Annotated in this window: 10 protein-coding genes; 6 read left to right on the top strand and 4 right to left on the bottom strand. The window is 42.0% G+C overall.

Going from position 1 to position 14,429, the window contains the following annotated elements:
* Nucleotides 1–83: 83 nt before the first annotated feature.
* Both KK487_RS15120 and KK487_RS15115 read right to left on the bottom strand, forming a co-directional pair.
* A complete protein-coding gene (locus KK487_RS15120; RefSeq protein ID WP_010392247.1) occupies nucleotides 84–746 on the bottom strand; it encodes a response regulator transcription factor in 663 nt (220 codons plus the stop codon).
* 102 nt (nucleotides 747–848) lie between these two features.
* A complete protein-coding gene (locus tag KK487_RS15115; protein WP_024602250.1) occupies nucleotides 849–3,137 on the bottom strand; it encodes a TonB-dependent receptor in 2,289 nt (762 codons plus the stop codon).
* Nucleotides 3,138–3,394: 257 nt separating this feature from the next.
* Between KK487_RS15115 and KK487_RS15110 the strand changes: the two genes are divergently transcribed.
* The 6 genes from KK487_RS15110 to fusA all read left to right on the top strand — a co-directional run bounded on the left by KK487_RS15110 (nucleotide 3,395) and on the right by fusA (nucleotide 10,404).
* Nucleotides 3,395–4,696 carry a GntP family permease gene (locus KK487_RS15110; RefSeq protein WP_036957032.1) on the top strand — a complete coding sequence of 434 codons (1,302 nt, stop codon included), beginning with the start codon at nucleotides 3,395–3,397 and terminating at the stop codon, nucleotides 4,694–4,696.
* 9 nt (nucleotides 4,697–4,705) lie between these two features.
* On the top strand, nucleotides 4,706–5,887 hold the full coding sequence (locus tag KK487_RS15105) for an E22 family MetX-like putative esterase (protein WP_036957034.1): 1,182 nt from the start codon (nucleotides 4,706–4,708) through the stop codon (nucleotides 5,885–5,887).
* 4 nt (nucleotides 5,888–5,891) lie between these two features.
* Nucleotides 5,892–6,653 carry a 3-hydroxybutyrate dehydrogenase gene (locus tag KK487_RS15100; RefSeq protein WP_036957036.1) on the top strand — a complete coding sequence of 254 codons (762 nt, stop codon included), beginning with the start codon at nucleotides 5,892–5,894 and terminating at the stop codon, nucleotides 6,651–6,653.
* 10 nt (nucleotides 6,654–6,663) lie between these two features.
* Entirely contained in the window at nucleotides 6,664–7,371 is a 708-nt protein-coding gene (locus tag KK487_RS15095; RefSeq protein ID WP_024602247.1) for a CoA transferase subunit A, read from the top strand.
* 10 nt (nucleotides 7,372–7,381) lie between these two features.
* Nucleotides 7,382–8,041 carry a CoA transferase subunit B gene (locus KK487_RS15090; protein WP_036957037.1) on the top strand — a complete coding sequence of 220 codons (660 nt, stop codon included), beginning with the start codon at nucleotides 7,382–7,384 and terminating at the stop codon, nucleotides 8,039–8,041.
* Between the two features lie 278 nt (nucleotides 8,042–8,319).
* Nucleotides 8,320–10,404 (top strand): elongation factor G, encoded by a 2,085-nt coding sequence (gene fusA, locus KK487_RS15085; protein WP_013466210.1) that lies wholly within the window; start codon nucleotides 8,320–8,322, stop codon nucleotides 10,402–10,404.
* A 183-nt stretch (nucleotides 10,405–10,587) separates the two neighbouring features.
* On the opposite strand, the gene mdoH is transcribed toward fusA, so the two are convergent.
* Together mdoH and KK487_RS15075 are read right to left on the bottom strand one after the other, a co-directional pair.
* Nucleotides 10,588–12,552, bottom strand: a complete 1,965-nt coding sequence (mdoH, locus tag KK487_RS15080) for a glucans biosynthesis glucosyltransferase MdoH (RefSeq protein ID WP_036957039.1) — start codon at nucleotides 12,550–12,552, stop codon at nucleotides 10,588–10,590.
* The gene (locus KK487_RS15075; protein ID WP_028834694.1) at nucleotides 12,524–14,143 is read right to left on the bottom strand and encodes a glucan biosynthesis protein G; all 1,620 of its coding nucleotides are present in this window, start codon (nucleotides 14,141–14,143) and stop codon (nucleotides 12,524–12,526) included. Before KK487_RS15075 ends, mdoH begins: the two co-directional genes overlap by 29 nt.
* Nucleotides 14,144–14,429: the final 286 nt, after the last annotated feature.

Genomic DNA, 14,429 nt, shown 5'->3' with positions numbered 1-14,429 from the left:
GGTGCTAATGTATGTATTAACAATTTCAGCTAGACAGCCTTAAAAAAGATTATAAAGAAATACTTAAATTGTATTAATTCATATTAGCTCGCCTCTAACTTACCAACTTGAGATAGCTGATTAAACAAAATGCCTGCTTGGGTACGGTTATACACATTCAGCTTTCGCAAAATGGCCGATACATGTTGTTTTATGGTGGTTTCTTGAATCGACATTTCAAAGGCAATTTGTTTGTTCAAGAGCCCGTCGGCTATCATCGCGAGTACACGGTATTGCTGTGGAGTGAGTTTTTCTAGGTTGCGGGCAAAATTGCTCTGTTCGTCATTAACAACCACATCAGTTAAGTCAATATCTGTTGGCAACCAAGAGTCTCCATTGAGTACATGTTCAATGGCTTCACTGATCACATCAAGGGATGATGACTTTGGAATATAGCCTGCAGCACCTAAGCTCATGGCTTGTTTTATGATAGTGGGGGTTTCGTTAGCCGATACCATAATAATTAATATATCAGGGTATTGATTTCTTAGTTGCGAGAGCGCTTGTAAACCATTGGCGCCAGGAATTGTTAAATCTAAAAATATCAGCTCTATCTCGGGGTGTGATTTTAATAAGCTAAATAACCCATCGATATCGCTGGTTTCTTTTATATATTGTTCTGGTACAGAAGTCGCTGCTGCTTGACGTAGCGCACTTCTGAATAAAGGGTGGTCATCAGCAATTATGGTATTCACAGCACAAGCCATTTCAAATAGTCTCCAATGCATTAAGTTATATGTGATTTTGCGATGTGAAACAAGGTTTGTCTGTGGGGATATACAGACAAACCTTAACGCTTAAATTAAATTTTAAAAACGATAGCCCACAGTGAGTGATATTGTGCGGGGGTCACCGTAATAACCAATTAAGGTATTATCGCCACCAAGACCCGGTGTGTATTTGCTGGTATCAGTTGGATCTGATGGGTCAGGAGCCACGAACTGATAACCACCAATCATGTATTCTTCATCGGTTAGGTTTTTACCATAAATACCCGCAGTCCAATGGCCATCTGCGCTGTACCAAGTAACACCAATATTTAATAATCCGTAGGCGTCTTGTGTTAAGAGGCTATCTTCTTCGAATAACGCATAATCACCGCGATGGTAATAATTACCATTTATAACGAAGTCGCCCATTTCTGTGTATAAACGATAGGTAGCACCTAAGTTGAAAGTTAGATCTGGGGTGTTTGAAACACTAAAACGGTCTGATTTATCAAATGTTTCACCGGTATCAGGATTGGTATCAATTACATTTTCAAAACTACTGTCGATGTAACCTATTGACGCGTCGAAAGTTAGTGCATCGTTTGCAACATAGCTAAGTTCTAATTCAACGCCATCAGACTTAGACTCGCCAATATTACCTAAGCGCTGGTTTAAATCGGCGGCGCTGTCACCGGGTAATACCGATATGTACTGACGGTCTTTATGATCAAGTGTGAATACAGTTAAATTTGCGCGTAAATTATCATTCCATTCGCTTTTCATGCCTAACTCAATAGAGTCAACCACTTCGGGCCTTGCTGCAGGTTCTGCTGTTGTAGCTCGTGGATTAAATGTCCCTGACTTAAACCCTTGCGAGTAACTAGCAAAAAACATGATGTCGTTATTATATTGATATTCAACACCCGCACGAGGCGTAAAGCGTGACCAATCTTCGCTGTCATCTAGTACCGTAGGCACGAGTTGTCCTTCTGGGCGAACATAACCCGGGATCCAACCTGATTCAGGGTAAACAATGTCAAAAATAAGACCATTATTTACAATCGCTTCTTTGCTGTCTTTGGTATAGCGAGCGCCAAGTGTCATTGACCATTTTTCATCAAAGTCGTAGCTTCCTTGTATATAAGCCGCTTTGCTGGTGGAATTGCTGCAACCGCTTACTTCACGCGTAAGCCCAGGGGCACCTAAACTTTGACCAAGCACACCTAATATTGCTTCAAACTGGCCACACGATTCACCATCATAGTAATATAAGCCCGATACTAATTTGTAGTTATCGCCACTGTGATTTAGCTGCAACTCATGCGTGGTTTGTTCATCGTCATAAATGGCTGGAACATCAAAAATAGGTAAAGAGGTATTATCAAAGTCGATATTGGTTGGTGAATAGCTCTCTCTTGTTGCTGCAACGTATTTAATGCTGGTGTTTGCGCTCATATCCCAGCGAGCAGTTAAGCTCATACCTTCAAGTTCTACTTTGTTCCATGTAGGTAAACTAGTATAAGAGTCATACACGCTATCTGGCACAGGTGCATTCGTTAACAAGCTTGGAAGTAAGCGATACCCGCCTTTCGCATTGGAGTCATCATCGGTTTTATCCCACGCTAAACGAAAGAATAAGTCATCGGTAGGGGTGTACTCTAACGTAACCCGTGCTGCGGTAACATCTTTGTTATAGTTTTCGCGGTCTTGATTATCAAGCGCTGACGTTAAAAATTCACCATAGCCATCACGGTTCAATGTGGCAAAACCAAAACCAACATAGAGTTTTTCGTCAATAAGCGGGAGCTGCCCAGTGACTTTTAAATCTTTTTGGCTGTAGCTGCCTACGGTGCCTTGAATATTTAGCGTTGCATCTCCGCTCATTTCTTTGGTGACATACTTAACTGCACCACCAATAGTGTTTTTGCCATATAGCGTACCTTGTGGGCCACGTAACACCTCAATTTGTTGTACATCAAGTAAGTCGAGCACGGCACCTTGCGGGCGGGCGATGTATACATCATCAATGTAAATACCTACGCCAGGTTCATAGCCCCAAAGCGGGTCTTGCTGACCTACACCGCGAATAAACGCAGTGATGGTAGAGTTAGTGCCTCGGCTTGATTGTAGCGTAGTGTTGGGTGAAAACTGCTGTACTTCAGTCATTACGCTGATGCCGTTTTCTGCTAATTCTTGTGCGCCAATTGAGGTTACGGCAACCGGAACTTCTTGTAAGTTTTCAACGGTTTTGCGAGCGGTTACTTCTATTCGCTCTAACTCTGCTTTTTTTACTTTAGGCGCTTGTTCAGCTGCCACACTTGTTGCACTTAATAAGGCGAGTGAAACAGCGAGTGTAACGGGTGTGATATTTTGTTTGAGCTTTATCATTGGTGTGTTCCTGTTGTTATTAGTTGATTATTTGTTTGCTCATGTCACCTGCACTTAATGTAGAAGATAGTGTTAAAAAATGAATTAGTACCATAGTGCTATAAAAGCTTAACACCTTGACTTATATGATTTTTGTGTAAGTTTTATAACGTATAGTACCTTAGTGCTATGTCTTTATTTGCGCTGAGCGATAAAACTAACAACAGTTACTGCGATGTCACCTCATCTGGGTAATAACAATAATTATAGGAATGTCTATGCTGAGCATGATAGGGCTGTTAGGCGGTTTAATACTGCTGATAATTTTAACGTTGCGCGGGGTCAATTTATTTATTGCCGCGCCAATATGTGCATTGTTGGTGGCACTAACAAGCGGGATGGCTATATTCCCGGTGACTGCCGACAGTAATTTTATTAACGCGTACATGGATGGCTTTGCTGGATTTTTAAGTGCATGGTTTTTTATGTTTTTACTGGGCTCGTTGTTCGGTAAGTTTATGGAAGATACTGGTGCAGCAGATAGTGTAGCCAGTTACATTGTTGGCAAGTTAGGTATGAAGCATGCGGTGCTGGCGGTGGTGATTGCTTGTGCCGTGCTGACTTATGGCGGAGTCAGTGTATTTATTGTGGCGTTTTCGGTTTACCCGATGGCGCTCAGTTTATTTAAAGATGCCGATTTGCCGCGGCGCTTTATACCCGCAACATTAGCGTTTGGCTCAGTGACGTTTACTATGACCTCTGCGGGCTCGCCTGAAATTCAAAATTGGATACCCGTAAAGCATTTAGGTACCTCACCCTATGCAGCATGGGAGGTAAGCTTAGTGGTGGCCATTTTTATGGCAACAGTCGGTTATTTTTGGCTAAATAAAATGATTAAAAAGGCGGTTGCCAAAGGTGAGCGTTTTGCTGCAAGAGACGATGACCCAATTATTTTAGAGCGTGAACGCCCTCATCCAATCACCGGCGTAATTCCTTTGCTGGTGGTGCTACTCTTATCATTTATGTTGCATGATGTTTTACAACAAACCGCACTAATTGTGGCGTTGCTTGGTGGTGTTTTAAGTATTGTGGTCATCAATTACAAGTATTTTCATAACATGGCAAATGCCATCAATATGGGGACCACTGGCGCCTTAGTTGCTATAGGTAACACTGCTGCTGTAGTAGGGTTTGGCGCAGTGGCTAAAGTATCGCCGGCGTTTATTGCTGCTGTTGATGCTATGACTCATATGCCAGGTAATGAGTTGATGGGGGCTGCTGTTGCCGTGAGCGTAATAGCCGGATTAACGGGTTCAGCATCCGGCGGGCAAGCGATTGCACTACCGCTTGTGGCTCCTGGATATTTGGATATGGGGGTTAATCCAGAGCAATTACACAGAGTGGTTGCTATTAGTTCTGGTGCATTAGACAGCCTGCCACATAATGGTTACGTGGTCACAACTATACGTGCCATTTGTAAAGAAACACATCAACGCGCTTATTGGCCATTAGCCGCATTGACGGTGGTTATCCCATTGGTTGGGGTGGCTCTTGCGCTGAGCTTATTCATCACTTTTTAAGGAATTGCAATGAAAACAATATTAATAATAGGGTTGCTGTTTTTATTTAGTAGTACGGTGTCTGGCGCTGATAAAGCCGAGCCGTTACTAGTAGAAAAGCAACATTTCAGCACAGAAAACTTCACAACGGTTTCTGGCACAACGTTGCCACAGGTTGATATTGGTTGGGAAAGTTATGGTGAGCTTAACAAAGCCAAAGATAATGTAATCTTGATCACTCATTATTTTTCAGGAACCTCTCATGCAGCAGGTAAATATTCAGCCGACGACGCCGTAGCAGGATACTGGGATGCGTTAATTGGCCCAGGAAAAGCCATAGATACTAACAAGTATTTTGTGATCAGCTCTGACACCTTAGTCAATGCTAATTGGCATGACCCACACGTAATCACTACGGGGCCTGCATCAATTAACCCAGCGACAGGTAAACCTTATGGCTTGAATTTTCCAGTGGTTACTATTACTGATTTTGTTAACGTACAAAAACGCTTATTAGAGAGTTTGGGTATTACTAAATTACATGCCGTGATGGGCGCATCTATGGGCTCTTTTCAGGCGCTAGAGTGGGCAACGCGTTATCCAGATCAGGTTGAACGCCTAATCCATGTTATTGGTGCAGCAACCATGGATGCATGGACTGTCGCTGCGCTTGAAAAATGGGCACTCCCCATTCGTTTAGATAAAAACTGGCAGCAAGGTAATTACTACGACAAGGAGCGCCCATTAGATGGACTTGCCGCAACCATGCTAAATATTACCCAAGATGCGATGCATCCAATTATTTATAACGCTAGCTTCCCTGACTTTAACGTACTTGATGAAGGCGCGTTAAAAGACATTCGTACCTTACCTAAGTTAAACCAAGTACTAGCACAGCGTGCAATGGCGCGTGCAAAAACCCAAGATGCAAATCATGTATTGTATTTGGTACGGGCATCACAACTGTTTACTGCCGGTATGGAAGGCAACTTAAGCGCAGCACTTAAAAAAATTAGCGCTAAAACACTGTTATTGCCTGCAACCAATGATTTACTGCTACGCCCTGAAAATATGCGCACTGTATATGAGTCAATGAAGTCGCTGGGGAAAGAGGTTCAGCTTTCTGAAATTGAAGGCGGCTGGGGGCATCTCGATGGAATTTTTTCAATCTCGCCTAAAGCGCAGCTGATCAGTGAATTTTTAGAGGAGTAGCAGTATGAGTAAAAACGTATTAATCACCGGCGCGGCTAGTGGTATAGGGCTACACATTGCTGAGCAGCTAGCCCGAGCTGGGCATAGCATTATTGTGACCGACCTTAATGAACAGGTAGCTCAACAGGCAGCGCAAAAAATAGTTAATCAGGGCGGTACTGCTCGGGGCTATGCATTGAATGTGGCAGATAGCCAAGCGATTGAAGATTTTTTTAGCACTTTTACGCAACCTGTGGATGTATTAATTAATAATGCAGGAATACAGCATGTAGCTAAATTAGAAGACTTTCCTGCAGATAAGTGGCTGCTTTTACAGCAAGTGATGTTGGTAGGTCCCGCAATGATGACTAAAGCGGTACTGCCACGCATGCGTGAGCAAGATTTTGGCCGCATCATTAATATAGGTTCTATTCACGCCATGGTGGCCTCTAAGTATAAATCTGCTTATATCGCCGCGAAGCATGGCTTAATTGGCTTTGCTAAAACCATGGCATTAGAAACAGGTGATGCCAATATTACTATTAATACAGTGTGCCCAGCGTATGTAAAAACGCCATTAGTGGAGCAGCAAATTGCCGCACAAGCCAGAGAGCATGGTATTTCTGAGCAGCAAGTAATTGACACCATTATGCTGGCACCCATGCCGAAAAAGGCATTTATCGGCTTAGACGAAATCTTGCATACCGTGAGTTTTTTAATGGCAGATGCTGCACGCAACATTACCGCTCAAGCAATCGCCATTGATGGCGGTTGGACTGCACAATAAGGGGGAGCTAATGGCAGGTTTTGATAAAGTAGTAACAAGCTACAGTGACGCTATGACAGGGCTTGAAGATGGCATGACCGTGATTGCTGGTGGTTTTGGTTTGTGTGGTATTCCTGAAGGCTTGATTGCACAAATTAAACGTCAAGGGACACGTAATTTAACCGTAGTATCTAATAATTGTGGTGTTGATGGTTTTGGGCTTGGATTACTACTTGAAGATAAACAAATTAGTAAAATGGTCGCTTCTTACGTCGGTGAAAACGCACTTTTCGAGCAACAATTACTTAGTGGCGAGTTAGATGTTGAACTAACGCCACAAGGGACGCTAGCCGAAAAAATGCGCGCAGGCGGCGCCGGAATTCCAGCGTTTTATACCGCAACGGGTGTCGGTACGCCTGTGGCTGAAGGTAAAGAAACCCGTTCAATCAAGGGGCGCGAATATTTATTAGAGCCCAGTATAATCGGTGACTTTGCCATTGTTAAAGCATGGAAGGCAGATCGCTATGGTAACTGTATTTATCGTCATACAGCGATGAACTTTAATCCTATGGCAGCCACCGCTGGTAAAATTACCGTATTAGAGGTTGAAGAAATTGTCGAGCCCGGAGAGCTTGAGCCAAGCCAAATTCATACGCCAGGTATTTATATCGATCGCGTTATTAAAGGTGAGTTTGAAAAGCGTATTGAAAAAACCACTACTCGAGCGGCAAAGTCCTAAGGAGCACATAATGGCATTAACACGAGAGCAAATAGCAAAACGCGTGGCAATGGAATTACAAGATGGCTACTACGTTAACTTAGGAATAGGGATACCTACATTGGTGGCCAATTATGTGCCTAAGGGCATTGAGGTAATGCTGCAATCAGAAAATGGGTTACTGGGCATGGGGCCCTATCCTAGCGCTGAAAATGTAGATGCCGATATGATCAACGCAGGAAAAGAAACAGTAACCGCAGCTACGGGTGCCGCTATTTTTAATTCTGCTGAAAGCTTTGCCATGATCCGCGGTGGGCATGTTGATTTAACCGTGCTGGGTGCGTTTGAAGTGGACCAAAACGGCAACATTGCCAGTTGGATGATCCCTAATAAATTGGTCAAAGGTATGGGCGGGGCGATGGATTTAGTGGCTGGGGCAAAAAACATTATTTGCACTATGACCCATGCTAATAAACACGGTGAATCAAAGCTACTGAATGAATGCAACCTACCGTTAACCGGTGTTGGTTGTATCAATAAAGTAATTACTGATTTGGCTCTATTAGAAATAAAAGATGGCGCTTTTCATTTATTAGAATGTGCACCCGGTGTGACTATTGATGAAATCAAAGCCAAAACTGCGGGTAATTTAGTTATTAGCGACAAAGTCAAAACTATGAGTTTTGAGTGATTTTACTAACGATTTGCATGGGGTAAAATAATTGTATTTGCTTCATGCCATTACTCAGTTGCGCTTTTGATGTTTAACAATGACGCTGATAAAGACTTAAGTCGTTTAAATACAGTTTATAATATGCCACTTTTAAGCCCATCTCATACCTCAAAATATCTTTAAAGCAAGTTTTTTATAAATTGATTGCATTTTAAGCGACTTCTATGGTGATGTTCGCTTTAAGTAATGCTATACTCCCGCCGAATAATTTATCGACTTTATTAAGAGTAAAATTAATGGCAGATTTATCGAAGTACAGAAACATTGGTATTTTCGCGCACGTTGATGCGGGTAAAACCACAACTACTGAGCGTATCCTAAAGCTTACAGGTACTATCCACAAAACAGGTGAGGTTCATGATGGTGAATCGACTACCGATTTCATGGATCAAGAAGCTGAGCGCGGTATTACTATCCAGTCTGCGGCAGTAAGCTGTTTCTGGAAAGATCACCGTTTTAACGTTATCGATACTCCTGGACACGTTGACTTCACCGTTGAAGTTTACCGTTCACTTAAAGTATTAGATGGCGGTGTGGGTGTATTCTGTGGTTCTGGTGGTGTTGAGCCACAATCAGAAACTAACTGGCGCTACGCGAATGAGTCAGGTGTTGCACGTATCATCTTCGTAAACAAATTAGACCGTATGGGTGCTGATTTTTTCCGTGTAACAGCGCAAGTACAAAAAGTACTTGGTGCTACTCCACTTATCATGACTTTACCAATCGGTATCGAAGATGAGTTCTGTGGTGTTGTTGATGTTTTAAACAAAAAAGCATACATCTGGGATGAGACAGGTCTTCCAGAAAACTACACTATTGAAGACGTTCCTGCAGACATGGTAGAGAAAACTGATGAATACCATGAAATGCTTATCGAAACTGCTGTAGAGCAAGACGATGACCTAATGGAAGCGTACATGGAAGGTGAAATCCCTTCAATCGAAGACATCAAGCGTTGTATCCGTAAAGGTACTCGTGACCTTGCGTTCTTCCCTACATTCTGTGGTTCTGCATTCAAAAACAAAGGTATGCAACTTGTACTTGACGCAGTAGTAGATTACCTACCTGCTCCTACAGAAGTTGATCCTCAACCTCTTATGGATGAAGAAGGTAACGAAAACGGCGAGCATGCAATCGTATCTGCTGACGAACCTTTCAAAGCGTTAGCATTTAAGATCATGGATGACCGTTTCGGTGCATTAACATTCGTACGTATCTACTCTGGTGTGCTTAACAAGGGTGACACTATCCTTAATGCATTTACTGGTAAAACTGAGCGTGTTGGCCGTATGGTTGAGATGCAAGCAGATGAGCGTAAAGAGCTTACTTCAGCGCAAGCGGGCGATATCATCGCTATCGTTGGTATGAAGAACGTGCAAACTGGTCACACTCTTTGTGATCCTAAGCACCCAGTAACACTTGAGCCAATGGTATTCCCAACTCCAGTAATCTCGATTGCTGTACAGCCTAAAGATAAAGGCGGTAATGAGAAAATGGGTGTTGCTATCGGTAAAATGGTTGCAGAAGATCCATCTTTCCAAGTTGAAACTGATGAAGATTCAGGTGAAACTATCCTTAAAGGTATGGGTGAGCTTCACTTAGATATCAAAGTAGATATCCTTAAGCGTACTTACGGTGTAGACCTTATCGTTGGTCAACCACAGGTTGCTTACCGTGAAACTATCACTCGTGAAATCGAAGATAGCTACACGCATAAGAAACAATCTGGTGGTTCTGGTCAATTCGGTAAAATCGATTACCGTATCAAGCCTGGCGAAGTGGGTTCTGGTTTCACGTTCACATCTTCAGTTGTTGGTGGTAACGTACCTAAAGAATTCTGGCCTGCAGTTGAGAAAGGCTTTAAGTCAATGATGAACGAAGGTGTTCTAGCTGGCTTCCCAGTACTTGACGTTGAAGTTGAACTTTTCGACGGTGGCTTCCACGCCGTGGATTCATCAGCAATCGCATTCGAAATCGCAGCTAAAGGCGCTTTCCGTCAGTCTATCCCTAAAGCGGGTGCACAACTTCTTGAGCCAATCATGAAAGTTGACGTGTTCACGCCAGAAGATCACGTAGGTGACGTAATCGGTGACCTTAACCGTCGTCGTGGTATGTTAAGCGACCAAGAAGCTGGTTTAACTGGCGTTCGCATTAAAGCAGACGTACCGTTATCAGAAATGTTCGGTTACATCGGTTCACTACGTACAATGACATCAGGTCGTGGTCAGTTCTCTATGGAGTTCTCACACTACGCACCATGTCCACAAAACGTAGCTGACACAGTAATCGCTGCAGAAAAAGAGAAAAAAGCGGCTAAGTAATTAGCACTTTAACTCTTTAAAAAAAACCCGCACTTGTTGCGGGTTTTTTATTGTCTGAAGGTTATTAAGCTCGAAAATTAAAACGTGCGGTCATAAAAAAGGAACAACAGTTAGTTGCTCCTTTTTTATTTATTATGACTATACCAATCTTCAAAATAGCTGACTTAATTAAGCGAATTGGTATTAATTTAGCTTATTAGCTGTTTTTGTGATGAGTGCTTTAAACTTCTTACGATGTGATTCACTACTAAAGCTCTGAATAGGCATGGTTACTTTATGTTCTTGTGGTAACAGCGGTATTGCTGTTGAATAACGCCCTGCAGGTGGAACGGTTATCTCTTTGAGGTGTACTTTAAGTGCCGCTAATGTTGCATCATTATCGACTTCACTCGGGCAGAGAAAAATCCCCCATTTTCTGAGCTTAACGCCTAGCTTGATACTACTTGAATAGCGCACAATAGGTGCAGCGAGTATGAGCCCTAATAAAATAGGAGATAACCACCAAAAAAAGACTGGCGTAAAGTAATAAGCAACGCTACCCCATACAATGGCAATCAGCGAAGAAAGCAATGTATAACTAAACGCTTCTTTCCATGGCACCATTCTGCCTTCACGCGGTTGAGCGTCCCATTTTACTTTTTTACCTAAAAATACACAGACTACAAAATATGCATGAAAAACCATCATTAATGGTGCCACAATAATGGCAAACACGGTTTCAATTATAGACCCTAAAGTAAGTTTTAATGCACCACCAAAGCGCTGCTTACGGTGTACTAAGGTAACAATCACGCCCATGAGTTTAGGCAATAATAAAATAATGATAGTTAGGTAAAGTAATGAGTCAATGAGTTCTGTTTTGGCTATTTGCCAAGTTGGAAATAGTTGATAGGCGCGATTAAAATAGACATCGCTATTTAAAGCGCGTGTTACCGCATCTATGGTACTTAACGCCAGCATAGATAACCAAATGAGTGATGATATATACGCGGTTGCACCCAGTAAAAAATGCAGCTTACTCATTAGCTTTAATTTTGCTGATGATAATAAGCCAAGGTGTTGAATATTACCTTGAACCCAGCGTCTATCGCGTACAGCATAATCTAATATGTTGCTCGGAACTTCCTCGTAACTGCCTTCAATATCGGCAAGTAATAATACGTCCCAATTCGCGCTATGTAATAAAGAGGCTTCCACAAAATCATGACTTAAAATTTCACCACCAAAAGGCGCTTTACCTTTTAGTGTTGGCAAGCCACAGCAATCAATAAATGCTTTGACGCGAATAATGGCATTATGGCCCCAGTAATTGGCTTTGTCGGTCTGCCAAAAAGCAGAGCCGGTAGCTAACATTGGACTATAAAGAATTGAAGCGAACTGTAAAAAGCGTCCAAAAAAGGTATCTTGGCGCACAGGAATAGGGATAGTCTGAATCAATCCCGTTTGTGGATTATTTAGCATACTGGTAGTGAGCTCTAGCATGCATTGGCCAGTCATTACACTATCGGCATCCAATACAATCATATGCTCGTATTGGCTACCCCAGCGCTCACAAAAGTCGGTTAAGTTACCCACTTTACGATGTTTGTTATCTTCACGGCGACGATAAAATACCTGCTTTGCAGTATCACCTAAGCGCTCACATAACGCATGCCATGCACTTAATTCATTACTAGCAATAGTTGCGTCTTGTGTATCGCTTAGTAAATAAAAATCAAAGTGTTTTAATTGCCCTGTCGCTTTTAATGATTGTAAGCTGACTTCAAAGCCTGCAATCACTCTGTGCGTATCTTCGTTATATATAGGCATAACCACAGCTGTTTTTTGCTGTGATAGTGCTTCACTGTTAATAGAGACCGGCTTTATTTTTTTAAGTGTGAGTGGATCTATCCGAAATAGCTGCAGTATAAAACCAATACAACCACTACAAAATGCGGTGACTATCCACGCAAAAGTAATAGAAAATAAAGCAAGAAGTGCATACTCAAGCAAGGTCATGCCATTTGAGTTTAAAATTTCAAACATAATTGAAATGCCATAGCCTGAAAGACCAATAGCAGCGATAGCAAATAACCACACACGAAGTGTTTTAAAAGGCATCGGCGTGCCTGCGCTTTGTTTACTTGATGTCATTTGGATACCAAACATAGCTCCATACCTCGCTCACTTCTTTATTACGTAGCTTTAGCGATAAACGCATATCTACAGGATCACTACCTTGGGGAGCGACTTTAAAAGCAACACGCCAACCTAATGATTTTGGTAATTTTTGCACTGTAATATCGCGGGCTTCACCGGTAGTCAGCTGAAGATCTGCGCTAAGTGCTAATTTTGCTGATAACTGATTGATATCAGGGCCGGTAAAGTCAACAGTAAATTGACGATGGCTTTTTGGCGGTGGATTATCTTCACCAGGTAATGCGGCACTACCGATACGCGTTCTAGCTACTTTGGCCAAATTATTTTGGCTTAGATAATCATTAAACGTCGTCATCTTATAGCTAAACTTTAATGCCTCTCCAGCTTTGAACGGCTTTTCAGGAACCCAATAACTTACAATATTATCGTTTGTTTCAGTATCTGTTGGAATTTCTACTAGCTCAACACGGCCATTGCCCCATTCACCTTGTGGTTCTATCCAAAGGCTAGGGCGGTCATGGTAATGCGCTTCTATATCAAAGTAGTTATTAAAGTCACGGTCACGCTGCACAAGGCCAAAGCCTTTTGGATTCTCATATGAAAAAGAGGTTACACTGAGTTGGGATGGATTATTAAGCGGACGCCACACCCAATTACTCTCTTGTGACTGCGTGAGCAAACCATCTGAATCATGTACTTCAGGGCGGTAATCATCAAAAAACTTAGTGCTATTTTCACCGTGATAAAACATGCTCGTTAATGGCGCTATACCTAGCTTTTTAACATCTTTACGCGCAAAAATTTGCATGTCGACGTTAACTCGTGTCTGTGTGTTTGGGTCTATTTCAAACTTGTAGGCTCCCGCTACCGATGGGCTATCGAGTAAAGCAAAAATAGTAATATTAGTTTGCTCTGGTGTTGGTTTTACTAACCAAAACTCTTTGAATGAAGGAAACTCTTCACCAGATGTTTGTGCGGTATCAATTGCCAATCCGCGTGCTGATAAGCCATAAACTTGATTAGGTCCAACTAGGCGAAAATAAGAAGCGCCCTGAAACACCATAATTTCATCTTTATAGTCATCGTTATTTAGTGGGTAGTGCAATCTAAAACCAGCATGCCCTAACTGTGTACCTTCAACACTTTTCGCTATTTCATCTTTTAGGTGTGCTGCTGTTCCATCATATTGATAAAAGTCTGTGCTAAATGGGAGACGGCTAAGCTTGGCATCTTGATCAACGATATTGATTTTGACTGGGGTTTTATATAAAAAACCTGGGTGAAATAGTTGCAGCTCATAAAGCCCTTCATCTTTCCATACCGATTGATCGTGTTTGAAGCGGATTGAGCGGTAGTCTTGATAATCAATACTATTAAGCGCCTCTATTTGTATGTTTTTAGGTGCAATGTAATCTTGCTCAGCAAGCTTTTTAGCACGCGCACTTATCACATCAAATAAGCTGCCTTGTGGTATTGCCGCTTCTAATGAGGTTGCTGCAATGGCGTTGTTCGTTCCCCACAGTGAAAAAACTATCAACATCCCTACCAAAGGTTTAAAAGCCCTTTGACAAGTTGATATAAGGTGAATGCGTTCTTTCATTTTGAATCCTTTATAAAAATATATTTACAGCGAGAGTAACGTCTATCTCAATGGTTTTTATATGGGTTAGCAGGACTGGGCAATTATCGTTTTAGCGCAGGTGTAGTAACGCAGCTTCACACTTTGTATTTATTAAACAATAAATGAAAGGTGTGAAATTTGATAAAGGCCATATCAAGGTTTGCATAGATAGTAAGCAATGTTTGCTGAAGCTTGTCTGAATTACATTTGTATAAAAAATAAAAAAGCCGCGAAAGCGGCTTTTGAGTAACTATATAGATATTTT

The sequence above is a fragment of the Pseudoalteromonas sp. SiA1 genome, assembly GCF_018732205.1.
Taxonomy (GTDB): Bacteria; Pseudomonadota; Gammaproteobacteria; order Enterobacterales; family Alteromonadaceae; genus Pseudoalteromonas; species Pseudoalteromonas tetraodonis.
This window is presented reverse-complemented; position numbering and strand designations above follow the sequence as displayed.

Bases quoted from the DNA above. Each gene is read 5' to 3' on its own strand.
- KK487_RS15120 (WP_010392247.1), bottom strand. From the start codon at position 746: ATGGCTTGTGCTGTGAATACCATAATTGCTGATGACCACCCTTTATTC.
- KK487_RS15100 (WP_036957036.1), top strand. From the start codon at position 5,892: ATGAGTAAAAACGTATTAATCACCGGCGCGGCTAGTGGTATAGGGCTA.
- KK487_RS15110 (WP_036957032.1), top strand. From the start codon at position 3,395: ATGCTGAGCATGATAGGGCTGTTAGGCGGTTTAATACTGCTGATAATT.
- KK487_RS15075 (WP_028834694.1), bottom strand. From the start codon at position 14,143: ATGAAAGAACGCATTCACCTTATATCAACTTGTCAAAGGGCTTTTAAA.
- fusA (WP_013466210.1), top strand. From the start codon at position 8,320: ATGGCAGATTTATCGAAGTACAGAAACATTGGTATTTTCGCGCACGTT.
- KK487_RS15105 (WP_036957034.1), top strand. From the start codon at position 4,706: ATGAAAACAATATTAATAATAGGGTTGCTGTTTTTATTTAGTAGTACG.
- KK487_RS15095 (WP_024602247.1), top strand. From the start codon at position 6,664: ATGGCAGGTTTTGATAAAGTAGTAACAAGCTACAGTGACGCTATGACA.
- mdoH (WP_036957039.1), bottom strand. From the start codon at position 12,552: ATGTTTGGTATCCAAATGACATCAAGTAAACAAAGCGCAGGCACGCCG.
- KK487_RS15090 (WP_036957037.1), top strand. From the start codon at position 7,382: ATGGCATTAACACGAGAGCAAATAGCAAAACGCGTGGCAATGGAATTA.
- KK487_RS15115 (WP_024602250.1), bottom strand. From the start codon at position 3,137: ATGATAAAGCTCAAACAAAATATCACACCCGTTACACTCGCTGTTTCA.